The following is a 23,456-nucleotide window of genomic DNA, read 5'->3' on the forward strand; positions in this document are numbered from 1 at the left end:
GCACGGCCTTGTTCATCGGAGGAAGGCCGCCGCGACGCCCGCGTCGACGGGGATGTGGAGTCCGGTGGTGTGGTCGAGGTCGCTGCTGCACAGCACGAACACGGCGTTGGCGACGTGCTCCGGGAGCACCTCACGCTTCAGCAGCGTGCGCTGGGCGTAGTACTTGCCCAGCTCCTCCTCCGGCACGCCGTAGACCGCGGCGCGCTTGGCGCCCCAGCCGCCGGCGAAGATGCCGGACCCGCGCACGACGCCGTCGGGGTTGATGCCGTTGACGCGGATGCCGTGGTCGCCGAGCTCCGCCGCCAGCAGGCGCACCTGGTGGGCCTGGTCGGCCTTGGTCGCGGAGTAGGCGATGTTGTTCGGCCCGGCGAAGATCGAGTTCTTCGAGGAGATGTAGACGATGTCGCCACCGAGCTTCTGGTCGATCAGGACCTTCGCGGCGGCGCGCGAGACGAGGAACGAGCCCTTCGCCATGACGTCGTGCTGGAGGTCCCAGTCGGCGGTCGTGGTCTCCAGCAGCGGCTTGGAGATGGAGAGGCCGGCGTTGTTGACGACGAGGTCGAGGCCGCCGAAGGCGAGCAGCGCATCCTGGATCGCCGCGTCGATCGCCTTCTCGTCGGTCACGTTCGCGACGACGCCGAGCGCGACATCAGAGTTTCCGATCTCGGCCGCCGCAGCCTGCGCCTTCTCCAGCTCCAGGTCGGCGATGACGACGCACGCGCCTTCCGCCGCGAGCCGGGTGGCGATGGCCTTGCCGATCCCGGAGGCCGCGCCGGTGACGAGCGCGATGCGGCCCGCGAGCGGCTTGGGCTTCGGCATCCGCTGGAGCTTGGCCTCCTCGAGCGCCCAGTACTCGATGCGGAACTTCTCCGCCTCGTCGATGGGAGCGTAGGTGGAGAGCGCCTCGGCGCCGCGCATCACGTTGATCGCATTGACGTAGAACTCGCCCGCGACGCGGGCCGTCTGCTTGTTCGCCCCGTAGGAGAACATCCCGACGCCCGGGATGAGCACGATCGCCGGGTCCGCGCCGCGGATCGCAGGCGAGTCGGGCGTCGCGTGCCGGTCGTAGTAGGCCTGGTAGTCGGCGCGGTATTGCTCGTGCAGTTCCTCCAGGCGCGCCACCGAATCCTCGATGGACGCGTCGGCCGGGAGGTCGAGGACGAGCGGCTTGACCTTGGTGCGGAGGAAGTGGTCGGGGCACGACGTGCCGAGAGCGGCGAGGCGCGGGTGCTCGGCGGACGCGAGGAAGTCGAGCACGACCTCCGCGTCGGTGAAGTGCCCGACCTGCACGCGGTCGGTGGAGGCGATGGCCCGCAGGTGGGGCGCGAGCGCGGCGGCCTTGGCGCGGCGCTCGGCCTCCGGCAGCGGCTCGTAGCCGGGCAGCGTGGCGCCGAACGGTTCGGGACGGCCGTTGGCCTCGATGTAGTCGGCGGCGGTCTGGATGATCCACAGCGAGTTGGCCTCGGCCTCCTCGCTGGTGTCGCCCCATGCGGTGATGCCGTGCCCGCCGAGGACGGTGCCGATCGCGTCCGGGTTCGCCGCCTTGATCGCGGCGATGTCGAGGCCGAGCTGGAAGCCGGGGCGACGCCACGGCACCCAGACGACGCGGCCGCCGAACACCTTCTCGGTCAGCGCCTCCCCGTCGGCGGCGGTCGCGATCGCGATGCCGGAGTCGGGGTGCAGGTGGTCGACGTGGGCGGCATCCACGAGGCCGTGCATGGCCGTGTCGATCGAGGGTGCCGCGCCGCCCTTTCCGTGCAACGTGAAGTCGAACGCGGCGACCATCTCGTCCTCGCGGTCCACGCCGGGGTAGACGTTCTGGAGGGCGCGCAGCCGGTCGAGCCTCAGGACCGCGAGGCCCTGCTCTTTCAGCGTGCCGAGGTCGCCGCCCGAGCCCTTGACCCACAGCAGCTCGACCGGCTCACCGGTCACCGGGTCGGTCTCGGTGCCCTTGGCGGACGTGTTGCCGCCGGCGTAGTTCGTGTTCTTCGGGTCGGCGCCGAGGCGGTTCGACCGGGCCAGGAGGGCCGCGACGGTCTCGTTCGTCATTCTGCGTGGTTCCTTCTGCGATGGTGTCTGCGAGTCGATGCGTGCGAGTGGATACTGCGGGAGGCGGGCGACTCAGGCACCCCAGCCGGCCTGGGTGCCGCCGACGCGCTCGGTCTCGATCTTCTGCTGGTAGCCGGAGGCCTTGTACGCGGCCATCGGGTCGGCCGGGAGGCCGCGTGAGGTGCGGTAGTCGGCCAGGTCGGCGCGCACGTCCGTGTTGAAAGCATCCATGAACACGGTGTTCGCGGCCAGCACGTCGCCGGCGGCTTGCGCGGCGGCGAGCGCCTCGGTGTCGACCAGGAGCGCCTTGGCGGTGGCCTCCTGCACGTTGAGCACCGAGCGGATCTGGCCGGGGATCTTCGCCTCCAGGTTGTGGCACTGGTCGAGCATGAAGGCCACATCGGGGTTGGCGTAGCCGCCGCCGCGGATGACCTCGAACACGATCCGGAAGAGCTGGAACGGGTCGGCCGCGCCCACGATCAGGTCGTCATCGGCGTAGAAGCGGCTGTTGAAGTCGAACGAGCCGAGCTTGCCGAGGCGCAGGAGTTGCATCACGATGAACTCGATGTTCGTCCCCGGCGCGTGGTGGCCGGTGTCCAGGCACACCATCGCCCGCTCGCCCAGCGCTGCGGTCTGGACGTAGCTGGTGCCCCAGTCCGGAACGTCGGTGTGGTAGAACGACGGCTCGAAGAACTTGTACTCCAGCACCAGCCGCTGGCCCTCGCCGATCCGCTCGTAGATCTTCGCAAGCGAGTCGGCCAGGCGGTCCTGGCGGGCGCGCATGGAGTCCTGGCCCGGGTAGTTCGTCCCGTCCGCCAGCCAGATCTTCAGGTCGCGCGACCCGGTCTCGTTCATGATGTCGATGCACTCGAAGTGGTGGTCGATCGCCTTCTGACGGATCCGGTCGTCCCAGTGGGTGACCGACCCGAACTTGTAGTCGTCGTCCTGGAACGTGTTCGAGTTGACCGTGCCGAGCTCCACCCCGTGGTCCTGGGCGTGCTTGCGGAGGTCGGCGTAGGAGTCCACCTTGTCCCACGGGATGTGGAGGGCGACCGTCGGCGCGAGGCCGGTGTGCTTGTGCACCTGCGCCGCGTCCGAGATCTTCTCGAACGGGTCGCGCGCCGTCCCCAGAGTGCCGAACACCCGGAAGCGCGTTCCCGAGTTGCCGAACGCCCAGCTCGGGAGCTCGATGGCCTGCAGCGCGAGCTGCGAGCGGATGTCGTCGGTGAGGGTCATGGTCTCCCTTTCGTGGATGTCACAGGATGCTCGTGGGCGTGGGACGCCGTCTACTGAAGATGGAAGTACTCGGTCAGCCGCTTCATCGTGCTGTCCGGAGCCGTCTCCTCCGCGAAGAAGCCGGCCATCGTGGCCTGCCAGCGCGCATTGACCTCGCGCTCGTTCATCGCAGCGATCGCGCCCTCGAAGTCGTCGGTCTCCAGGTACCCGACGACGAGCGCTTCCTCCTGGTCGACGAAGAGGGAGTAGTTCGACCAGCCGGTTTCGCGGAGTGCGTCGAGCATCTCCGGCCAGACGGTCTCGTGCGCGGCCAGGTACTCGGCGACCCGCTCCGGCTTCAGCCGCATCGTGAAGCACACCCGTTCCACGTCAACTCCCTTGTCGTCTGTGTTCTCGTCGTTGATCTCATGTTGTGAATCGATTCAAGCTGAATCGATTCAAAGCATAACACGTCCGGGGCTGATTGCGGGATCCTCCGTCGCAGGCTCCCTCGGCGCTGGGGTCGCGGCATCGCTCCGCGCTGCCCCTGAGCTCCACCGCGCGGTCGCAGGCTCCCTCGGGGCTGGGGTCGCGGCATCGCTCCGCGCTGCCCTTGAGCTCCACCGCCCATGCGGCGCGGCGCCGAGCAGAGACGCTCGCGCCGCATGGTCGATCACTCCTCGTCCGTCCGGCGTCAGCGCACGGCGCCCACGGACGAGGGAACCTCCGCGGTGACCGACACCGGTCCACCGCTCAGCGGCTGGTCCTCACGGCCGGGCAGCCGCAGGATGCCGTCGACCCCGTCCGGGAGTTCGGCGTCGACCGTGAGCAGGTCGCCGTCGAGGCTCCAGCGCACCGACACCCGGCCGTGCCGGGTCTCCAGCGACGTGGCCGCCTCGGTCAGCCCGCCGCCGGGCTGCGGGGCGATCAGCACCGACGCGTAGCCCGGCTTCAACGGAGCCAGACCACCCACCACGCGGTGCATCCAATCCGCGACAGCGCCGAGGGCGTAGTGGTTGAACGAGGTCATCTCGCCCGGGTTGATGGTGCCGTCCGGCAGCATCGAGTCCCACCGCTCCCACACCGTTGTCGCACCCATCGTCACCGGGTACAGCCAGGACGGGCACTCCTTCTCCAGCAGCAGCCGGTACGCGACATCGGTGTGCCCGGTCTGCGTCAGCGCGTCCGCGATGAACGGCGTGCCCGCGAACCCGGTGGAGATGCGGTAACCCGCATCCGCCGCGAGCTCGGCCAGCCGGTCCCCGGCGAACTCCACATCAGCCGGCTCCAAGAGCCCGAACACGATCGCCAGCGAGTAGACCGTCGTGCAGTCACTCATCACCACGCCACCCGAGACGTACTCGCGGTTGAAGGCTGCGCGCAGCTCGGCGGCGTGCGCCTCGAACTCCGCCTGCTCCGCCGTCCGGCCGAGCAGCGCGGCGGTGTCGGCGAGGATCCGCGCCGACCGGTACGCGCACGCTGTGGCCACCACACCCTTGTCGGCCTTCGCCTTCGCCGGGTCCTCCGGCGGCGCGTCCGGGTCGAGCCAGTCGCCGAACTGGAAGTTGCCGTCCCAGACGCCTGCAGGCGAGAGCAGGGACTTCACGCGGCGCACGTGCGAGGCCATCGAGTCGAACTGGCGCTCCAGCACCGCGGTGTCGCCGTACGCCTCGTAGAGATCCCACGGCACCCAGACCGCGGCGTCGCTCCAGAGAGCGGTCGTGTCCGGCTTGCCGAAGTCCTCCGGATGCGGCATGTACTTGAGCACATCCGGGATGACGAAGCCGACGATCCCCTCGTTGTGCTGCTGCTCCAGGTCGAGGTCCACCAACCAGTCGGAGAGGAAGGCGTCCACGTCGTACAGGTAGGCGGCGGTCGGCGCGAACGCGGCGATGTCGCCGGTCCAGCCGAGGCGCTCGTCGCGCTGCGGGCAGTCGGTGGGCACATCCACGAAGTTGCCGCGCATCCCCCACACCACGTTCTCGTGGAACTGGTTCAGCAGCGGATCCGAGCTGGAGAACTCCCCGATGCGGGTCAGCTCGGAGCCGACCGCGATCGCGGTCAGGTCCTCCGCCTTCAACTCGCCCGGCCAGCCGGTGACCTCGGCGTAGCGGAAGCCGTGGAAGGTGAAAGTCGGCTCGAAGACGTCCACGCCTCCACTGAGGATGTACCGGTCGGTCGCCTGCGCCGTCCGCAGCGGACGCACGCCCAGCTCACCATGCTCCAGCACCTCCGCATGCCGGATCGTCACCTCGGACCCGGCCGGACCCTGCACACGCACCTTGATCCAGCCGACCAGGTTCTGCCCGAAGTCGACCAGCGTCTTGCCCGACGGGGAAGTGCTGATCTCCTGCACCGGCAGGGTCGCCCAGCGCTTCACCGACGGGCCGATATACGGCTCCAGCTTCGCGGTGTCGAACTCGATCGCGTGCGTGCCCGTCCACCCCTCGCCGACGAAGCCCGGCAGCTTCCAGGCGTCGTCGCGGCGGCGGGCGTCGATCGTCTGACCGTCGTAGAGGTCGTTGGCGAGCACCCCACTCGGGCCGCTCGCCCAGGCGTCGTCGGTGACGACGAGCTGGGTGCTGCCGTCCGCGAACTCCACCTCCAACTGGGCGAACGCGCCCTGGGCGTCGCCGTACCAGGAGCCGCCTCCCGACCAGCCGAGGCGGCCGCCGAACCAGCCCTTGCCGAGGGCGAGGCCGAGCACGGTGCCGGTTTCGGAAGAACTCGCCTCGACCAGCGCGGTGACGTCATAGGTCGCGTAGCGCAGGCGCCACTCGTAGCTGCTCCAGCCGGGCGTGAGCACGTCGTCCGAGACGGGACGGCCGTTCAACCAGGCCTCCACCACCCCTGGGCGGTGAGCGTGAGGGTCGCGCGGGCGACGGCGCCGTGGCCGTCCTCCAGCGCGAACTCCCTGCGCAGCAGCGGTGCTCCGTCGAAGGCTTCGTCGGCGGCGATCATCTGGGCGTGCCAAGTCATGTTTGTCGTGTCTCCGGTTTCGTTCGGTGTTCGTTGTTCGCGTGTTCGTCGTGTTCGGCGGTGGAGGCCGTCAGCCCTTGACCGCGCCGCTCGTCATGCCGGCGACGATCTGCCGGTTGAAGAAGATGTAGGCGACCAGCGGCGGAATGGTGATGAGCAGGATGTCCATGAAGAGCAGGTTGTAGAAGCTCAGGTTCTGCCCCGCGAAGGTGTAGAGCGTGGTCTGCACGGTCGCGTTGTCGGAGCCCGGAAGGAAGTACAGCGGTCCGGCGAAGTCGTTGAAGACGAACACCGACTGCACCACGATCACGGTCACGATGACCGGTCGCAGCAACGGCAGGATCACCTGGAAGAACAGCCGCACCCGGCCCGCGCCGTCCAGCACCGCGGCCTCGTCGAGCTCCTTCGGCACCGTGTTGAAGAAGGCGCGGAAGAGCAGGATGCAGAAGGACAGCCCGAAGGTGGTCTCGATCAGGATCATGCCCGGCATCGTCTTGTAGAGCCCGGTGCCCTGGAGGACCCAGATGGTCGGCACCACCGCCGGCGGCACGATCAGCCCGGCGAGCACGAAGAAGTTGACCACCGGCCCCCACTCGCTGCGCTTGCGGGCCAGGATGTAGCCGGCCATCGCCGACAGCACCACCATGAGCGCCACCGAGCCGACGGTGAGGACGAACGAGTTGAGGAACGCCCGCCAGATCAGTCCGTCGCCGCTCTGCAGCACCGCGATCAGGTTCGGGAAGAACGACCACTCCTTGGGCCAGGTGAAGGCGAGGCTGGAGGCGTCGTCCGGGGTCTTCGACGCCTGCAGCACCACGAAGGCGAACGGGACGAGGAAGACGACGACGGAGACGAGGATCGCGACGACGCCGACGACCCAGGCGCGGACCTTCGTGCGGGTCACAGTTCCACCTGCTTTCTGTTCAGGACGTACGACAGCGGCACCATGATCAGCGTCACTAGGAGGAAGAGGACGACGTTGCCGGCGGTGGACAGGCCGTAGAACCCGGCCTGGTACTGCTTGTAGATCACCGACGCGAGCACGTCGCTGGTGAAGCCGGGGCCGCCTCCGGTGGTCGCCCAGATGATGTCGAAGGAGCGCAGGCCGCCGATCAGCGACAGGATGATGACCGTCGCCGTCGCGCCGCGCGAGAGCGGGATCGTGATGCGGCGCAGGATGTTCCACGACCCGGCGCCGTCGATCCTCGCCGCCTCGTAGTACTCGTTCGGGATGGCGACGATGCCGGCCATGAAGATCAGCGTCGCGATACCGACGCCCTTCCAGATGTCGACGCCGGCGATCGTGTAGAGCGCCAGATTGGGGTCGGTGAACCAGCCCGGCTGCGGGAGGCCGAAGAAGCCGAGCACCGCGTTGACCATGCCGTGGAACGGATCCAGCAGCGACTTCCACAGGATGCCGACGCCGATCGTGGACAGCAGCACCGGGAAGAACACGACCGCCCGCAGGTAGCCGCGCCCGACGACCGGGGAGGTCAGCAGCAGCGCGAGCAGGAACCCGAGGATCACCTTCACGCCCGAGGTCAGCACCGCGTAGATGAGGGTGTGGATGAAGCTGGTGTACAGCTGCGGGTCCTGGAAGAACTGCACATAGTTCGCGAACCCGATGAACTGGGAGTCGAACAACGACCAGCGGGTCAGCGAGAAGTAGAAGGACGAGACCGTCGGGATCGCGAAGAAGATCACGTAGAGGACGATCGCGGGGATGAAGAACCAGGTCGGATAGTGCGAGCGCATCCGTGACTTCCGTGGTCTGTTCTTCGCCGAGGCCCCCACCTCGGTGATGATGTCGGCCGCCTGGGTGGCGGTCGCGGGGCTTGCCGTCGACATTGTCTGCTCCTCGTCGAGTCTTCTGGGGTGTGTGGTGCCCGGGCCGGCGCCGCAGCGCCGGCCCGGACGGGCTCACCAGCCCTTGATACCGAGCTGCTGGGCCTGGGCCTTCACATCCTGGTCGTACAGGGCGGCGCCCTGGGTGCCGGAGGAGATACCCGAGCCGACCTGGATCAGGATCTTCTCCAGGTTCGGGCCCTTGATCGGGGACAGGAACTCGAGCGCGAGGCCCGTCTTCTTGTCGTCCTGGTACTTGAGCTCGTCCTTGACCAGCGCGGGCGCACTGTCCGGGACCTTGCAGGTGCTGATCGCGAACGGGCCGGCGGGGGTGCCCGCGCTGTTCTGGATGTCGCAGCCCGTGGGCGAGTTGATGAACGCGACCAGCTTCTTGGCGGCGGCCAGCTTGTCGCCGGTGGTGGTCTTCGGGATGTACGCGCCGCCCGGCTCCCACACTGTCGCGTGCGGCTCACCCGAGTCGCTCGGGATCGCGAAGTAGCCGATGTCGTTGATCTGGTCCGGGTTGGACTGCAGCACGTTGCTGATCACGGTGGTGATCATCGGGTACTGCGCGCCTTCGCCGGTCGCCAGCATCTTCAGGGCGTTGACGTTGGTGAGGGACGCGTAGTCCTTGTTCATCAGGCCCTTGTCGAAGACCTCCTGCGTGTGCGCGAAGCCTTCGAGCGCCGGCTGCTTGGAGTACTTCGCGTTCGGCTTGTTCGCCGTGTAGTCGTCCGCCCACTTCGGGTCGGCCGCGTTCACGTTGGCGAAGTCGCCGAGCACGAAGAGCTGGCTGGTCCAGGTGTCGCCGTAGGACTGGATCACCGGGACGATGCCGGCGGCCTTGATCTTCTCGCTGTTGCTGATGAACTCGTTCCAGGTGGTGGGCACCGACAGGCCGAGCTTCTCGTAGACCTTCTTGTTGTACATGATGCCGCCGTCGAACGTCGTGCCGGTCGGGGCGCCGTACGTGCCCTTCGAGGTGCTGACGGTCTTCTTGAAGTCGTCGGTGATCTCCTTCACCCACGCCTCATCGGTGAGCGGCTGGAGCTGGGTGTCGGGGTGCAGCGCCTGGAACAGCGAGCCCGAGTTGTACAGGAACACGTCGTTCATGTCCCCGGTGGAGAGGCGCGTCTTGATCAGGTTGTCGCCGTCGGTGCCCGCCGGGCGGGTCTCGACCTTGACGGTGACCTTGGGGTTGGCCTTGTGGAAAGCCGTCGAGAGGTCGTTCGCGAACTTGGTGCTGGCCGGGTCGTTGCCCGCGGCGAGCAGCGAGATGGTCACCGGGCCGTTCGAGTTTCCGCCCGACGAGCTGCAGCCTGCGAGGGCGAGCGCCGCGATGGCGATCCCGCCGAGCGTGGCGACGACCTTTGTCGTCGTCCTGCGAGAGAACATCAAATACCTCCTTGTATTCGGGACGCTTCCGCCCCTGGGTGTTCGGGGTGTTTTGAAACGCTTCACATGAAGATAAGTCCTCGGGGGTGATGCCGTCAAGAACCAATTGTGTCGATTCAGTAACGGGACGAAAATCGGTCGCTGAATCGTTCGTTCAAGGTGAACTGAGATGAGGTCGGCGGTTAGAATAATTGATTGACCGGGTATTTTTTATCAGCTACCATCGGTCGGTTTGTCTCCGTAGGTCGACGGATTGAATTATTGTTTCGATTCAACCCGCGCATCCGTTACGATGACCGGCGAGAGGGGAATCAGTATGGCTTCCGCAAGCGTCAAGGACGTCGCAGCACTGGCGCAGGTGTCCGTGGGCACCGTGTCCAATGTGCTCAACCGGCCCGAGATCGTGTCCGCCGAGACGGTCGAACGGGTCCACCTCGCGATGGAGAAGCTCTCCTATGTGCGCAACGAGGCCGCCCGCCAGCTCCGCCTCGGGCACAGTCAGGCGATCGGGCTGATCAGCCTCAGCGGCGCCAACCCGTTCTTCACCGACGTGGCCACGGCCGCCGAGAACGCGGCGGCGGACGCCGGCTACTCGGTGATCGTCGGCAACAGCACCGAGCGCCAGGACCGCGAGTCCGGCTACCTCAACCTGTTCGAGGAGCTCCGGGTGCGTGGCGTGCTGCTCGCCCCGGTCGGCGACGCGGCAGCACGGCTGCGGCGGATGCGCGACCGCGGCATCCCCGCCGTGCTGGTCGACCGGGTCAGCAGCGACAGCACCTTCAGCTCGGTGTCGGTGGACGATGTCGCCGGCGGCGCGATGGCAGCGACGCATCTCATCGAGACCGGCCGTACGCGCATCGCATTCGTCGGCGGCCCGATGGCGATCCAGCAGGTCGCCGACCGACTCGCCGGCGCCCGGTCTGTCGTCGAACGGCATCCCGGCGTGACCCTGGAGGTCGTGGACGTGGCTGCGCTCAACGTCCTGGAGGGCCGCCGTGCCGGCCAGGCCATCGCCGATCGCGCCCCCGGAGACCGCCCCGACGCGGTCTTCGCCGCCAACGACCTGCTCGCGATCGGCCTGCTGCAGACGCTCGTCGTCGACGGCACGCTCGCTGTCCCGCACGACATCGCGCTGATCGGCTACGACGACATCCAGTTCGCCGGCGCCTCGGTCGTGCCGCTCACGTCCATCCGCCAGCCCAGCCATCTGATCGGCGAGACGGCCGTGCAGATCCTGCTGGAGGAGGCGGACGACCCCGAGCTGGAGCCGCGACGGGTGCTGTACCAGCCCGAGCTCGTGATCCGGGCGAGCACCGAGCCCCGCTGACCGCGACGTCACACGATTCCGCCCGAATGTCGCGAATCGGGCAGGCATACGCCTCATTCGGGCCGAATCCTTCGGTCGAACGCGTGGACAATGGCGGTATGGACTCGTCGCCCACCGACCCGCACGCGCTCGCACGGCGCGCCCTCCTCCTGGCCGCGGACGGCGGCCGCGCGCTCGTGGGGATCGCCGGCAGTCCCGGCTCCGGCAAGACGACGCTCGCCCGCGCTGTGGTGGACGCGGCGAACGAGCAGGCCGGCGAGCCCGTCACCGCGTACCTCCCGATGGACGGCTTCCATCTCGCCGACGCCACCCTGGAGGCGCTCGGCCGCCACGACCGCAAGGGCGCGATCGACACCTTCGACGGCTGGGGCTTCGTGGCGCTGCTGGAGCGCGTCCTCGCCGAGCCCGACCACCCCGTCTACGCGCCGGCCTTCGACCGCGCGGTCGGCGAGCCCATCGCCGGGAGCCTGGCCGTCCTGCCGGGCACGCGGCTGATCGTGGTGGAAGGCAACTACCTGCTGGCGCCGTCCGACCCGTGGTCGCGCATCCAAGCCCTGCTGGCCGAGTCGTGGTTCGTCGCGACGCCCGAGGAGGAGCGGGTGCGCCGGCTCGTCGACCGACACACCCGCCACGGCCGCACCCCAGAAGCCGCGCTCGCCTGGGCCCGCGACGTCGACGGCGCCAATGCCCGCCTCATCGAACCGACCGCGGCGAGCGCGACACTGATCGTGGACGGCGGACTCCCAGTCGGGGCTGCTTAGGCTGAGAGCATGACCGACACTTTCGACACCGTCACGATGTTCGGCGCGGACTGGTGCCGCGACTGCATCCGCTCCAAGGCCCTCCTCGACCGCCTCGGCGCCGACTACGAGTACATCGACCTCGTCGCCCAGCCTGAGCAGGCCGACCGCGCCCAGGCGATCAGCGGGCGGACGAACATCCCGGTGATCGTGTTCCCGGACGGGCGCCACCTCGTGGAGCCGAGCGACGCGGAGCTGCAGGCGGCGCTGGCGGTCTAGCCCGCCAGCACCACCAACTCCCGCGTCGACCGCGTCATCGCGACGTACCGGTCGACCGCCCCCTCGATCCCGCCCCCGAACCCGTCCGGGTCGAGCAGCACCACCAGGTCGAACTCCAGCCCTTTCGACTGCGCGGGAGTGAGGACGCGGAGGCGGTCGGAGGGCGACGCCCAGCGCGGCTCCCCCTGCACTGCTATCACCCCTCCGATCCCGACCGGATTCGCCGACAGCCATTCCGCCACGATCCCGTCCAGCTCGTCCCGCCGCCCGCGGACGACGGGCAGCCCGCTGCTGCGGACCGAGGTCGGCACGTTCGCGTCCGGGATGGCCGCCAGGATCACCGGCGCGGCCTCCGCCATGATCTCCTCGGGCGTGCGGTAGTTCACGGTCAGGGTGGAGACGCGAACCTCCGGGATGCCCGCCGTCGCCAGCCGCCCGGCCCACGAGTCCGTGAACCCGTGCCGCGCCTGCGCCCGGTCCCCCACGATCGTGAAGCTGCGTGACGGGCAGCGCCGCAGCAGCATCCGCCACTCGGCGTCGGTGAGCTCCTGCGCCTCGTCCACGACGATGTGCGCGAACGGCCCGGCCAGCAGATCCGGGTCGAGGCTCGGGAGGGCGGCCTCGTCGATCAGGGAGCGTTGCGCGTCCTCCACCTTCAGCATCGTGACCAGTCCTTCGCCGTCGTCGGCGGCGATCAGGTCGTCCACCACCCGGTTGCGGCCCTCGCGCTCGAAGGCGAGCACGGCCTCCCGCTCGCGCGCCACCCGGTTCGCCGCCGGGTCGCCGATGCGTTGCCGCGCGGCGTCGAGCAGCGGGAGGTCGGACAGGGTCCACGCACGGGGTTCCGAGCGCTGCAGCGCTCGCACCTCGTCGTCGGTCAGCCACGGCGCGCAGGCGCGCAGGTAGGCGGGCACCGAGAACAGGTCGCCGAGCACGCCCGCCGGGTCGAGCAGCGGCCACGCCCGGGTGAAGGCCGCCCGCAGCGCCTCGTTCTGCGTGAGCTGACGGCGCAGCGCAGCGGCCGGGATCGCGTCGGCCGCCTTCGCCTCCAGGATCGTCAACAGCTCCTCCCACACCTCGTCGCGCGCCTCGTCGTGCGGGACGCCCGCGCCGGCCGCGTCGAATGCGTCCGCCCAGTCGTCGGGCGTCAGGGGAGGTCGGCCCACTCGGTCTCGACCACCATCCCGCGCGACGGCGGCACCTCGTGGTAGCGGACGGCGCGCTCGACCGCCGTCACCATCGCGGCCGACGCCTTGAGCCGGGCGACCGCCTCGTCGGACTCGGGCTCTGCGGACGCGCCCTCCGGCAGCAGATCGCGCAGCGTGCAGAGCTGCACGCCCTCCTCGCCGAGACTCGGCAGCACGTCCGCTACGTAGGCGAGGTAGGCAGGGCTCGGCCCCACGAACAGCACGCCGCCGTGCCCGTGCGACAGCCGCGGGTCGGCGTACAGCAGGTACGCGGCGCGGTGCAGCGCGACCACCGTCTTCCCGGTGCCCGGACCGCCGTCGACCACGAGCGCGCCGCGCGAGCCGTCCCGGATGATGGCGTCCTGGTCGGCCTGGATGGTCGCCAGCACGTCCCGCATCCGCGCCGTCCGGCTCGCGCCGAGGCTCGCGATGAAGGCGGACTGGTCGTCCAGCGCCGCCCGCTCGGTGGCGTCGTCCCAGGCATCGGCCGCGAACACCTCATCCCAGTAGTCGGTCACCCGACCCTTCGCCCAGCGGTAGCGTCGACGGCTGACCAGCCCCATCGGGTCCGCGAGCGTCGCGCCGAAGAACGGCTCGGCCGCGGGCGACCGCCAGTCGACGAGCAACTTCTCGCCGTCGCCGCCGGTGAGCCCGAAGCGGCCGATGTAGACGGTCTCCCCACGTCGCTGACCATCCGCCCGAGGCACACGTCGATCCCGAACCGTCCGAGCGCGCGCAGCCGGGCGCTCAGCCGCCGGACCTCGGTGTCCCGGTCGAGTGCCTTCTGGCCGTGGCCACCGGGCGCGCGGAGCTCGGCGGCGAGCCGGTCGGACAGCTCGGCGAGGGTCCACCGGAGCGTTTCGTCTATGGCCGCGAAGTGCTGTTCGTCGGCGGCGATGAGGGAAGGAGCGGACTTGGCGTGGAGGTTCTCGGGCAGGGCGAAGGCAGGGGAAATCGCAGTCACGATCGACGATTCTGCGCCCTGACCGGGGCCTTGCCGCAAGCCCCCTGCCCTCCCGTATCCTGGAAATGCGGGGGAAACGTCAGGCGAGGCGCGCGGGGGCGCCGTGACCGGGGCAGACGAGCCGCGGGGCTGAGGCGGCGATGGCGACACGCGTCGCTTCCGCGGCCGCCCGGTCGCTGATCAGGAAGCCGGGGAAGTGCACCAGCCTCCCGCCGGAGACCCGGGCGGCGTCGCCGATGAACGCCACCCCTCGCCAGCGGACCAGGTGATGGCCGGGGGTGTGACCCGGTGCCGGGACAGCGACGACCGATGGCGCGACCTCGGTCTCGACATCGTCAGGGAGCTCGCTCAGGTCGGGGAGTTCGGCGCGGCCCAGCCACCCGCTGCGGAACATCGCGCGGCGCATCCGGGTGGGCGCCACGCTCTCGCCGCGGAGGATCCGCACGTCCGCGGCGCCCAGCCACACCCGCGCGCCCGTGGCCCGCTGCACGGCTGCGGCAGCGCCGACGTGGTCGGGGTCGTAGTGGGTGAGCACGACGTCGGTGAGCGCCGGGATGCGCGCGGCCGCGAGTTCCGCGACCACGCGCTCCGCCCCCGAGCGCAGCCCGGTGTCGACGAGCACCGAGCGGTCGGCCTCCTCGATCAGGTAGGCGTTGCCGGCACGGGCGGACTGCAGTTGGTGGACTCCGGGAATGACCTCGCGCATGAGTGGGATGCTAGTCGGCGGGCATCCCGCGATCCATCACCCCAGCCGCACAATCCCATCCACATCTCCTGTTGGACTTCTCGCCGGTTCCGGCGGAGGCTGGCGCCATGACAGACATGCAGTACACGCAGCTCGGCCGTTCCGGACTGAAGGTGTCGCGCCTCGTGCTCGGCACGATGAACTTCGGGCCGGAGACGACGCCCGAGGACTCGTACGGGATCATGGACGCCGCCCACGCGGCGGGCATCAACTACTTCGACACGGCGAACGTCTACGGCCGCAGCAAGGGCCACGGCGCGACCGAGGCGATCATCGGCGACTGGTTCGCACAGGGCGACGGGCGGCGCGAGCGGACCGTCCTCGCCACCAAGCTCTACGGCGCGATGGGCGACTGGCCCAATGAGGGCAAGCTGTCCGCCCTGAACATCCGCCGCGCACTCGACGCCAGCCTGAAGCGACTGCAGACCGACTACATCGACATCTACCAGTTCCACCATGTGGACAGGGACACCCCGTGGGACGAGATCTGGCAGGCGATCGACGTCGCGATCACCCAGGGCAAGATCCTCTACGCCGGTTCGAGCAACTTCGCCGGCTGGCACATCGCGACGGCGCAGGCGGAGGCCCGGTCTCGCGGCAGCCTCGGCCTGGTGAGCGAGCAGTCCATCTACAACCTCCTCACCCGCCAGGTGGAGCTGGAGGTCCTCCCTGCCGCCCAGGCGAACGGGGTCGGCGTGATCGCGTGGTCCCCGCTGCACGGCGGCCTGCTCGGCGGCGTCCTGCGCAAGCAGAACGAGGGCCGGCGCCGCCTGGAGGGCCGCGCGGCCGAGACGCTCGCCACCCACCGCGAGGCGATCGAGGCCTACGAGTCGTTCGCCGCCGACCTCGGCCACGAGCCCGGCGACGTCGCGCTCGCCTGGCTGCTCACCCGCCCCGGCGTGACCGGCCCGATCATCGGCCCGCGCACCCGCGAGCAGCTCGACGCCGGCATCCGCGCGCTCGACGTCCAGCTCGACGATGCGGCGCTGGCCCGCCTGGACGAGATCTTCCCCGGGCACAAGACGGCGCCCGAGCACTACGCCTGGTAGCCCATCCCGCCCCGCCCACGTTTCGAACACGCAAGGAGAACGAATGAAGTACCGCGCACTGGCCGACCTGCAGGTGTCCGCGATCGGCCTCGGCGGAATGCCCATGTCGATCGAGGGCCGCCCCGACCGGTCCCGCTCGATCGCGACCGTGCACGCCGCGCTCGACGCCGGCGTGACCCTGATCGACACAGCCGACGCCTATCACGTGCACGCCGACGAGGTCGGCCACAACGAGGAGCTCATCGCCGAGGCGCTGCGCAGCTGGAGCGGCGACGCCTCCACCGTCCTCGTCGCGACGAAGGGCGGCCACCAGCGGCCCGGCGACGGAAGCTGGACCGTGGACGGCCGTCCGGAGCACATCCGGGAGGCCGCACTGGAGTCGCTGCGCCGCCTCGGCGGCGACGCCCTCGGCCTGTACCAGTTCCACCGGCCGGACCCCGAGGTCCCCTACGCGGACTCCGTGGGAGCCGTCCGCGACCTCCTCGACGAGGGGCTGATCCGCTACGCCGGCATCTCGAATGCGAACCCCGACCAGATCCGCCAGGCGCAGGAGATCCTCGGCGGCCGGCTGGCGTCGGTGCAGAACCAGTTCTCGCCGGCGTTCCGCTCCAGCGAGCCTGAGCTGCGACTGGCCGACGCGCTGGGCATCGCGTTCCTGCCCTGGAGCCCGCTGGGCGGCATCTCGAACGCGAGCGATCTCGGCGACCGCTTCGCGCCGTTCGCCGACATCGCCTCCGCCCGCGGCGTCAGCCCGCAGGTCGTGGCGCTGGCCTGGCACCTCGCGCAGAGCCCGCACGTCATCCCGATCCCCGGCTCGTCGCGTCCGGAGACCATCCTGGACTCCCTCACCGCGGTGGACGTGGAGCTCACGCAGGAGGAGCTGGCGGCGCTGAACGCGGCCTAGCGAGTCCGGGTCGTCAGGCAGGCGTGGAGGCGTCGACTGCGGTCGGCGCCTCCACCCGCGCGAGCTGCCGCAGGAACGCCGCCGCCGCCGGGCTCGGCTCGTCCGACACGGCGACCGCGACCGTCCACTCGGGGACGTCCCCGCTGAGCGCCACCGCCCGAAGCTGTTCCGGCCGCTTGCGCGCGAAGCTCGCCGGGACCACCGCGATGCCGAGGTTGTAGCCCACCAGGTCGAGCAACGGGTGGACGTCGTTGACCTCCATCGCCGCGCGGTAGTCGAAGCCGGCCGCCGCGAATGCACGGCGCGCCAGCGTCTGCGCGGCCCAGCCCTCCTGGAAGCCGACCAGCGGCTCGCCGCGCAGCTCCTCGATCGGGATGCTGTCCTCGGCCGCGAACCGGTGCTCCGGGTGGCAGAGCACGAGCAGCGACTGAGTGGTCAGCGGGCGGAGGCGCACACCGCTCGGGGCGTGGCCGGTGTCGACGACCACGGCGACGTCGGCGCGACCTCCGGCGACGGCCTCGACCAGCTCCTCCGATCCCGAATAGCGCAGCCGGACCTCCACACCGGGGTTCGCCGTGCGGAACGCCGCGAGCTCGGCCGGGAGGTCGACCGATCCGAGGCACGGCTCCGCGCCGATCGTGAGCCGGCCACGCAGCAGCCCGCGGACGGCGGCGACCGCGTTGCGAGCGGCTGCTGCGCTGGCCAGGGTGCGCACCGAGTCCGCGAGCAGCGCCTGGCCGGCCGTCGTCAGCTCGACGCGGCGGGTGCTTCGGATGAAGAGCGACGTGCCCAGCTCCTGCTCCAGCGAGCGGATGGAGGCGGACAGCCCGGACTGGGAGATCTGCAGCAGTTCCGCGGCGCGGGTGAAGTGCCGTTCCTCGGCGACGGTGACGAAGTGCTCGAGCTGGCGAAGTTCCATTCAGCAAGGATACTGGTCAATCGGCTACGTTCCATCGACGCGAGCGGAGGAGGATGCCTCGCCCCCGCGACCTCCCCGCGGGCACAATAGGCGCCATGCGCATCCTGCTCATCGGCGCCGGCGGCGTCGGAAACGCCATCGCGAAGATCGCCGCGCGCCGGTCGTTCTTCGATTCCCTCGTCGTCAGCGACTACGACCTGTCCCGGGCGGAGGCCACGGTTTCCTGGGTCCACGAGCGACACGGCGAGCGCGTCGGCCGCCGCTTCACCGCGACCCGCATCGACGCCTCCGACCCGAGCTCGGTCGCGGCCGTGGCGCGTGAGCACCGCGCCACGCACGTCATGAACGCGGTCGAGCCCTCCTTCGTGGAGTCGATCTTCGCCGGGGCCCTCGCGGCGGGCGCCGACTACCTCGACATGGCGATGAGCCTCTCCCACCCGCACGAGACCGACCCGTACCGCCGTACCGGGGTGAAGCTCGGCGACGCCCAGTTCGCCGAGAACCAGCGCTGGGAGGCCGCCGGCCGCCTCGCCCTCGTCGGCATGGGCGTCGAACCGGGTCTCTCGGATGTGTTCGCGCGCTACGCCGCCGACGAGCTCTTCTCCCACATCGACGAGCTGGGCACGCGCGACGGCGCGAACCTGGTGGTCCGCGACGACGAGGGATCCGAGATCTTCGCTCCGTCGTTCAGCATCTGGACCACGATCGAGGAGTGCCTCAACCCGCCGGTGATCTTCGAGAAGCGACGGCTCGGCGAGGAGGGCGGTGGCTGGTTCACCACCCCGCCGTTCAGCGAGCCGGAGGTCTTCGACTTCCCCGAGGGCATCGGCCCGGTCGAGTGCGTGAACGTCGAGCACGAAGAGGTGCTGCTGATGCCGCGCTGGCTGGACGCCGAACGGGTGACGTTCAAGTACGGGCTCGGCGCGGAGTTCATCGGCGTCCTCAAGACGCTGCACCTGCTCGGGCTGGACTCCGCAGCGCCGCTCCGGGTCCGCAGTGCGGCGGGGCCCGTGGAGGTCGCCCCGCGCGACGTGGTCGCCGCGGCCCTCCCCGACCCGGCCGGCATCGGCCCGCGCATGACCGGCAAGACCTGCGCGGGATTGTGGGTGACCGGCACCGGGAAGGACGGCCTCCCGCGCAGCGTGTACCTGTACCACGTGGCCGACAACGAGTGGACGATGCGCGAGTACGACGCGCAGTGCGTGGTCTGGCAGACCGCGCTCAACCCGGTGATCGCGCTGGAGCTGCTGGCGAGCGGGACGTGGACGGGCGCCGGCGTCCTCGGGCCGGAGGCTTTCCCTGCGCGGCCGTTCCTGGAGCTGATGGAGCGGCCCGAGGCGGAGGGCGGCTACGGCCAGGCCTGGGGGCTGCGGGAGCCCTGACCTCCCGCGCCGCTACAGCCGCAGCACGCTGGGCCGCGGAAGCCCGAGGTCTTCGAGGAGGTCGCCCAGCTTCCGGTCGAGCTCGTAGCCGGCCTGCGTGATCTTGTTGTTGCCGAACCCGCGCAGCGGCGCGCTCGGCTGCTCGACGTTGAGCACGGTGCGGCCCCCGCCCGCGTCGTGCAGCTCGACCCGGATCGGCGTGTAGAGCATCGCGCCCGCGTCGTGCCGGTACATCCGCGCCGCCGTCGCGTAGTCGCCGACGAGGTAGCCCACGCTCGCCGTGTCCACGCCGCCCGCCCGCATGACCGCGCGCGGGTCGCCCGTCCAGAACCGCACGAGGCCGTGCATCGCCGGCCCCTCGAGCATGCGCGTCAACGTCGACCAGTCCGCGCCCTGGTCCAGGAGGCCGCTCTGCAACCTCCGGTCGAGCTCGGGCACCTGCTCCTCGAACGCACGCCGGAGCTGCGCGAACGGCACCTCGGCCTCCAGCTCGATGCGCCGGGCCTCGACGGTGTGGATGCGCTCGGTCGCGCGGTACGTCACGCGACCACGGTGCCGGCCGCGGACGGCACCGCGAACGGCGGGACGCTCACACCCTCGCTCAGCGCCTCGGCCGGGTCGGCGCCGACCGCGAGGATGCGGTTCTCGCCGTCGACGTGCACGACCGTCGGCACGAAGTCCCGCGCCTCGGCGTTGTCGAGCTGAGCGTACGAGATGACGATGACGGTGTCGCCGACCTCCGCCAGGTGGGCGGCCGCGCCGTTCACCCCGATGACGCCGCTGCCGCGCTCGCCCGCGATCAGGTAGGTCTCGAACCGGGACCCGTTGGTCACGTCGACGACGGCGACCTGCTCGCCGGGCAGAAGGTCGGCGGCCTCCATCAGGTCCAGGTCGACGGTCAGCGAGCCGACGTAGTGGAGGTCGGCGTGCGTGACCGTGGCGCGGTGGATCTTCGACTTGAACATGGTTCGCAGCACGGGCGGGTCCCTTCGTGGTCTCCCGTCCATTGTCCCGCTGTTCCAGGAGGCCGCGCTCCGCACGGGAGAATGGAGCGTGCACAACCTCGGACTCCTCTTCGACGTCGACGGCCCGATCGCCAGCCCCGTCACCCGGACCATCGCCATCCGCAGCATCGTCACCGACCTGGTCGCGATGACCGCGGCGGGCGTCCCGATCGCGTTCATCACGGGCCGCTCGGGCGACTTCATCCGCCACCAGGTGGTCGCGCCGCTCTGCGACGCCGGGCTCGAGGAGGCGCTGGAATCGCACGGCGCCCGGATGTTCGGCGTGTTCGAGAAGGGCGGCGCCTGGGCGCCGATCACGGGCGACGGGATGGGCGAGGTCGCGGTCGACGCGTCGGTCGCGCTCCCCGACGCTGCGGTCGACGGCATCCGGTCGCTGGTCCGGGAGCGGTTCGCCGACACGATGTTCTTCGACGAGACGAAGCGCGCGATGATCTCCGTCGAGCAGCGCACCGACGTGGACTCGGAGACGTACCGGGACGCTCAGACCCGCTTCGAGGATGCCGCGTTCGACCTTCTGACCGGCCTCGGCCTCGGCCTCGGCCTGCGCTACGGCGAGCGCGTCGCCCCTGACGCGGCCGGCGACGTCCCGTTCCGGATCGATCCGACGATCATCTCCACCGACATCGAGTCCGTACTGCTCGACAAGGACCGCGGCGCCCAGCGCGCGTTCGACTACTTCGCCGAGCGCGGCCCGCTCCCGCACCGGTGGCGGTCGGTGGGCGACTCCCGCAGCGACTACAAGATGGCGGACTATGTCCACAGCACCGGGCGGGAGGTCGCCCACGTGGACGTGCGGCCGGCCGACGGCGTGCTGGAGCGGCCCTACGAGGTGATCACGATCGGCGACGCCGTGCACGACAGCGCGGGGGCGGAGTTCCTCGCGCACTGGCGGCGGGAACTGGGGTTGGACGAGGAGTAGGTCGCGTCGTCGCCAACGGAGGAGATGGGGCGCGACACGCCGGGTCGTCGCAGTGAACGGAGGAGTTCGCGCGCGAGGGCGGTCGGATGTCCTCCGTTAGCTGCGGGCGCGGGCGGGTCAGGCTGCGCGCCCGCGCACCGTCGCGATCGACTCCGTCATCTCGCGCGCGAGCTCGAGCGCGCCGGCCTCCTCCGCCGCGGCGAGCGCGTCGGCCTGGTCGGTGTCCGCGGCCGTGAACCACGACGCGATGGTGACCCCGTGCCCGGGACGCCGCACGACCTCCACGGTGTCACCCGCGCCGACCGACCCGGCGTGCACGACGGACAGGTACGCGCCGACGCGCCCGGCCTCGGTGAACCGGCGCACCCACTGCGGTTCGCCCATCCGGCGCTGGAACGTCGCGCACGGCGTGCGCGGGCAGGTCACCTCGACCACCAGCTTCTCGCCGATCCGCCAGCGCTCGCCGATCTCGGCGCCGTCGACGTCCAGGCCGAGGGTGCGGAGGTTCTCGCCGAACAACCCGGCCGGGATGGGCCGGCCGAGCTCGGCGGCCCACCACTCGGCGGCCTCCTCGGCGTAGGCGTACAGCGCCTTGGTCGAGCCGCCGTGGTGCTTGCGGTCGGCCTGCACGTCGCCGTAGAGGCCGAGCCCGCGCACCTTGAGCCGCGTCTCGACCGGCTGCTTGTCGATCGCCGTCACGCCGACATTGCCGGCGTCGGGCCGCAGCTGCGCCACGCGGCACACCGCGAGCACCCGCGCTCCCCCATCCCGTTCAGCCATGCCCTCCAGTATGCCGGGCGCCGCGCGTCCCGGCCGCAGCCGCAGCCGCAGCCGCAGCCGACGGAGGAGATCCCGCCGCAGCAGCCCGCGATCTCCTCCGTCGACTGCCGCACGCCGGCGTGTCGCCCGGGATCTCCTCCGTTACCGACGACGAGCCCTAACGCACTCCGCGCATCATCCGCAGCACCCACGGACTCATCACCGCCAGCACGACACCGATCACCACCGCGACAGCGCCGATCACCCCGAAGTACACGCCCTCCGTCGCAGGCGAGTACAGCTTCGCGAGCTGGCCGGACATCGCCGTCCCCAGCGCTACCGAGAGGAAGTACAGCGCCACCATCTGCGCCTGGAATGCGTGCGGCGCCAGCTTGGTCGACGCCGAGAGGCCGACCGGCGAGATCAGCAGCTCCGCGATCGTGAACACGAGCAGGATGCCGACCATCGCGAGCAGCGGCGTGCTGTTCGCCCCGCCGCCGGCCCAGAACAGGAAGAGGAAGAACGCGAGGCCCATCACGACCGTCCCGGCCGCGAACTTCAGCGGAGTCGACGGCTGCCGGTCGCCCCACCTGGTCCAGATCGCCGCGAACACGCCGGACAGGATGATGATGAAGATCGGGTTGATGGACTGCACCCACGAGACCGGGAACTCCCACCCGAACAGCATCCGGTCGAGGCGCTTGTCGGAGTAGATGGTCACCACGGTGAACTGCTGCTGGTAGAGCGACCAGAACGCCGCGCTCGTGATGAAGAGCGGGATGAAGGCCACGATCCGGCTGCGCTCGTCGCCGCTCAGCAGCTTCGAGCTGAGGATGACGACGAAGTACGCGATCGCCGCGACGATGGTGATGCCGATCACCCAGAGGGCGAGATTGATCGCGTTGATGATCCCGGTGAGGACGAGCGCGAGGATGACGATCACCCCGACCACGGCGATCACGATCATCAGCGGGAGCCGCTTCCGCGGCAGCGGGTGCGGCACCTCGCGCGCGAGGTCGGGGAGTCGCTTGCGGCCGAGCGAGTACTGGATGAGGCCGATGGCCATCCCGACCGCGGCGAGCGCGAAGCCCCAGTGGAAGCCGAGCGTGGACTGCAGCAGCCCGGTCAGCAGCGGGCCGAAGAACGCGCCCAGATTGATGCCCAGGTAGAAGAGCGAGAACCCCGCGTCGCGACGGGAGTCGTGCTCGTCGTAGAGCGTCCCGACGATGCGCGTCGCGTTCGCTTTCAGACCTCCGCTGCCGACAGCGACGAACAGGAGGCCGACGATCACGCCGGCGAAGCTGGGCAGCAGGGCGAGCGAGATGTGCCCCGCCATGATCACGACCGCACTCCAGAACAGCACCCGCTCCGACCCGAACAGCCGGTCCGCCAGCCACGCGCCGAGGATCGTGGAGAGGTAGACGGCCCCGCCGTACGCGCCGACGATGCCCGCGGCGGTCGCCTGGTCGATGCCGAGGCCGCCCTTGGCCGCGCCGTAGTAGAGGTAGATGAGGAGGATGCCCTGCATCCCGTAGAAGGAGAACCGCTCCCACATCTCCACGCCGAAGATGTTGGCGAGCGAGCGCGGCTGCCCGAAGAACCCGTGACTCGCGTCGGTCGCGACGGTCGCCATGGCGGCGCCCGCGGGCGTCGATCCCCCGTCGTGGCCGTCGCCTTCGGGACCGTGCGAGTTTCCGGTGTCGGTCATGGCGCCCATGCTGCCACCTGAACGAACAGAGGTGAACGGCAGAGCTGCGAGCACTTTCGGACCGAA

General features: G+C 70.1%; 19 protein-coding genes and 2 pseudogenes. 7 read left to right on the plus strand and 14 right to left on the minus strand.

The annotated features are described in order from the left end of the window. Positions 1-12: 12 nt before the first annotated feature. From ACRAWC_RS11325 to ACRAWC_RS11355, 7 genes and pseudogenes are all read right to left on the minus strand, one after another. Positions 13-2,049: a bifunctional aldolase/short-chain dehydrogenase gene (locus tag ACRAWC_RS11325; protein ID WP_431347817.1), complete on the minus strand. Its 2,037-nt coding sequence runs from the start codon at positions 2,047-2,049 to the stop codon at positions 13-15. 72 nt (positions 2,050-2,121) lie between these two features. Next, positions 2,122-3,285: an L-rhamnose isomerase gene (rhaI, locus tag ACRAWC_RS11330; protein WP_431347818.1), complete on the minus strand. Its 1,164-nt coding sequence runs from the start codon at positions 3,283-3,285 to the stop codon at positions 2,122-2,124. A gap of 50 nt (positions 3,286-3,335) precedes the next feature. Further along, positions 3,336-3,653: an L-rhamnose mutarotase gene (locus tag ACRAWC_RS11335; protein WP_431347819.1), complete on the minus strand. Its 318-nt coding sequence runs from the start codon at positions 3,651-3,653 to the stop codon at positions 3,336-3,338. Between the two features lie 305 nt (positions 3,654-3,958). Then, positions 3,959-6,225: pseudogene (locus ACRAWC_RS11340) on the minus strand (family 78 glycoside hydrolase catalytic domain). Positions 6,226-6,313: 88 nt separating this feature from the next. Further along, complete coding sequence (locus ACRAWC_RS11345; protein WP_431347820.1) at positions 6,314-7,147, minus strand: carbohydrate ABC transporter permease; 834 nt, start codon at positions 7,145-7,147, stop codon at positions 6,314-6,316. Then, the gene (locus ACRAWC_RS11350; RefSeq protein ID WP_431347821.1) at positions 7,144-8,091 is read right to left on the minus strand and encodes a carbohydrate ABC transporter permease; all 948 of its coding nucleotides are present in this window, start codon (positions 8,089-8,091) and stop codon (positions 7,144-7,146) included. Before ACRAWC_RS11350 ends, ACRAWC_RS11345 begins: the two co-directional genes overlap by 4 nt. 72 nt (positions 8,092-8,163) lie before the next feature. Further along, on the minus strand, positions 8,164-9,483 hold the full coding sequence (locus ACRAWC_RS11355; RefSeq protein ID WP_431347822.1) for an ABC transporter substrate-binding protein: 1,320 nt from the start codon (positions 9,481-9,483) through the stop codon (positions 8,164-8,166). Positions 9,484-9,799: 316 nt separating this feature from the next. On the opposite strand from ACRAWC_RS11355, the gene ACRAWC_RS11360 reads away from it, so the two are divergent. The 3 genes from ACRAWC_RS11360 (at position 9,800) to ACRAWC_RS11370 (ending at position 11,829) form a co-directional block, all read left to right on the plus strand. Further along, positions 9,800-10,810 carry a LacI family DNA-binding transcriptional regulator gene (locus tag ACRAWC_RS11360; RefSeq protein ID WP_431347823.1) on the plus strand — a complete coding sequence of 337 codons (1,011 nt, stop codon included), beginning with the start codon at positions 9,800-9,802 and terminating at the stop codon, positions 10,808-10,810. Positions 10,811-10,908: 98 nt separating this feature from the next. Beyond that, positions 10,909-11,571: a nucleoside/nucleotide kinase family protein gene (locus ACRAWC_RS11365; RefSeq protein ID WP_431347824.1), complete on the plus strand. Its 663-nt coding sequence runs from the start codon at positions 10,909-10,911 to the stop codon at positions 11,569-11,571. Between the two features lie 9 nt (positions 11,572-11,580). Then, entirely contained in the window at positions 11,581-11,829 is a 249-nt protein-coding gene (locus ACRAWC_RS11370) for a glutaredoxin family protein (RefSeq protein ID WP_369961548.1), read from the plus strand. On the opposite strand, the pseudogene helR reads toward ACRAWC_RS11370, so the two are convergent. Together helR and ACRAWC_RS11380 are read right to left on the minus strand one after the other, a co-directional pair. Beyond that, positions 11,826-13,983 (minus strand): annotated as a pseudogene (helR, locus tag ACRAWC_RS11375) (RNA polymerase recycling motor ATPase HelR). The gene ACRAWC_RS11370 and the pseudogene helR overlap by 4 nt on opposite strands. A gap of 76 nt (positions 13,984-14,059) precedes the next feature. After that, positions 14,060-14,686 (minus strand): MBL fold metallo-hydrolase, encoded by a 627-nt coding sequence (locus tag ACRAWC_RS11380; RefSeq protein ID WP_431347825.1) that lies wholly within the window; start codon positions 14,684-14,686, stop codon positions 14,060-14,062. Between the two features lie 116 nt (positions 14,687-14,802). On the opposite strand from ACRAWC_RS11380, the gene ACRAWC_RS11385 reads away from it, so the two are divergent. Then, a complete protein-coding gene (locus ACRAWC_RS11385; protein WP_431349425.1) occupies positions 14,803-15,774 on the plus strand; it encodes an aldo/keto reductase in 972 nt (323 codons plus the stop codon). Between the two features lie 43 nt (positions 15,775-15,817). Beyond that, a complete protein-coding gene (locus tag ACRAWC_RS11390; RefSeq protein WP_431347826.1) occupies positions 15,818-16,678 on the plus strand; it encodes an aldo/keto reductase in 861 nt (286 codons plus the stop codon). 13 nt (positions 16,679-16,691) lie between these two features. On the opposite strand, the gene ACRAWC_RS11395 is transcribed toward ACRAWC_RS11390, so the two are convergent. Next, a complete protein-coding gene (locus ACRAWC_RS11395) occupies positions 16,692-17,597 on the minus strand; it encodes a LysR family transcriptional regulator (RefSeq protein WP_431347827.1) in 906 nt (301 codons plus the stop codon). A 95-nt stretch (positions 17,598-17,692) separates the two neighbouring features. On the opposite strand from ACRAWC_RS11395, the gene ACRAWC_RS11400 reads away from it, so the two are divergent. Beyond that, positions 17,693-18,979: a saccharopine dehydrogenase family protein gene (locus ACRAWC_RS11400; RefSeq protein WP_431347828.1), complete on the plus strand. Its 1,287-nt coding sequence runs from the start codon at positions 17,693-17,695 to the stop codon at positions 18,977-18,979. 12 nt (positions 18,980-18,991) lie between these two features. Here ACRAWC_RS11400 and ACRAWC_RS11405 read toward each other — a convergent pair whose 3' ends face one another. Continuing rightward, the gene (locus tag ACRAWC_RS11405) at positions 18,992-19,522 is read right to left on the minus strand and encodes a hypothetical protein (RefSeq protein WP_431347829.1); all 531 of its coding nucleotides are present in this window, start codon (positions 19,520-19,522) and stop codon (positions 18,992-18,994) included. Beyond that, the gene (gene panD, locus ACRAWC_RS11410) at positions 19,519-19,956 is read right to left on the minus strand and encodes an aspartate 1-decarboxylase (protein WP_431347830.1); all 438 of its coding nucleotides are present in this window, start codon (positions 19,954-19,956) and stop codon (positions 19,519-19,521) included. Before panD ends, ACRAWC_RS11405 begins: the two co-directional genes overlap by 4 nt. Positions 19,957-20,032: 76 nt before the next feature. Here panD and ACRAWC_RS11415 point away from each other — a divergent pair, with 76 nt between their 5' ends. Further along, a complete protein-coding gene (locus tag ACRAWC_RS11415; RefSeq protein WP_431347831.1) occupies positions 20,033-20,923 on the plus strand; it encodes a hypothetical protein in 891 nt (296 codons plus the stop codon). Positions 20,924-21,040: 117 nt separating this feature from the next. Here ACRAWC_RS11415 and ACRAWC_RS11420 read toward each other — a convergent pair whose 3' ends face one another. After that, positions 21,041-21,703 carry an MOSC domain-containing protein gene (locus tag ACRAWC_RS11420; protein WP_431347832.1) on the minus strand — a complete coding sequence of 221 codons (663 nt, stop codon included), beginning with the start codon at positions 21,701-21,703 and terminating at the stop codon, positions 21,041-21,043. 157 nt (positions 21,704-21,860) lie between these two features. Further along, positions 21,861-23,315, minus strand: coding sequence for a peptide MFS transporter (locus tag ACRAWC_RS11425; protein WP_431349426.1), 1,455 nt, complete (start codon positions 23,313-23,315; stop codon positions 21,861-21,863). Positions 23,316-23,456: the final 141 nt, after the last annotated feature.

This window comes from Leifsonia sp. L25, assembly GCF_050632895.1.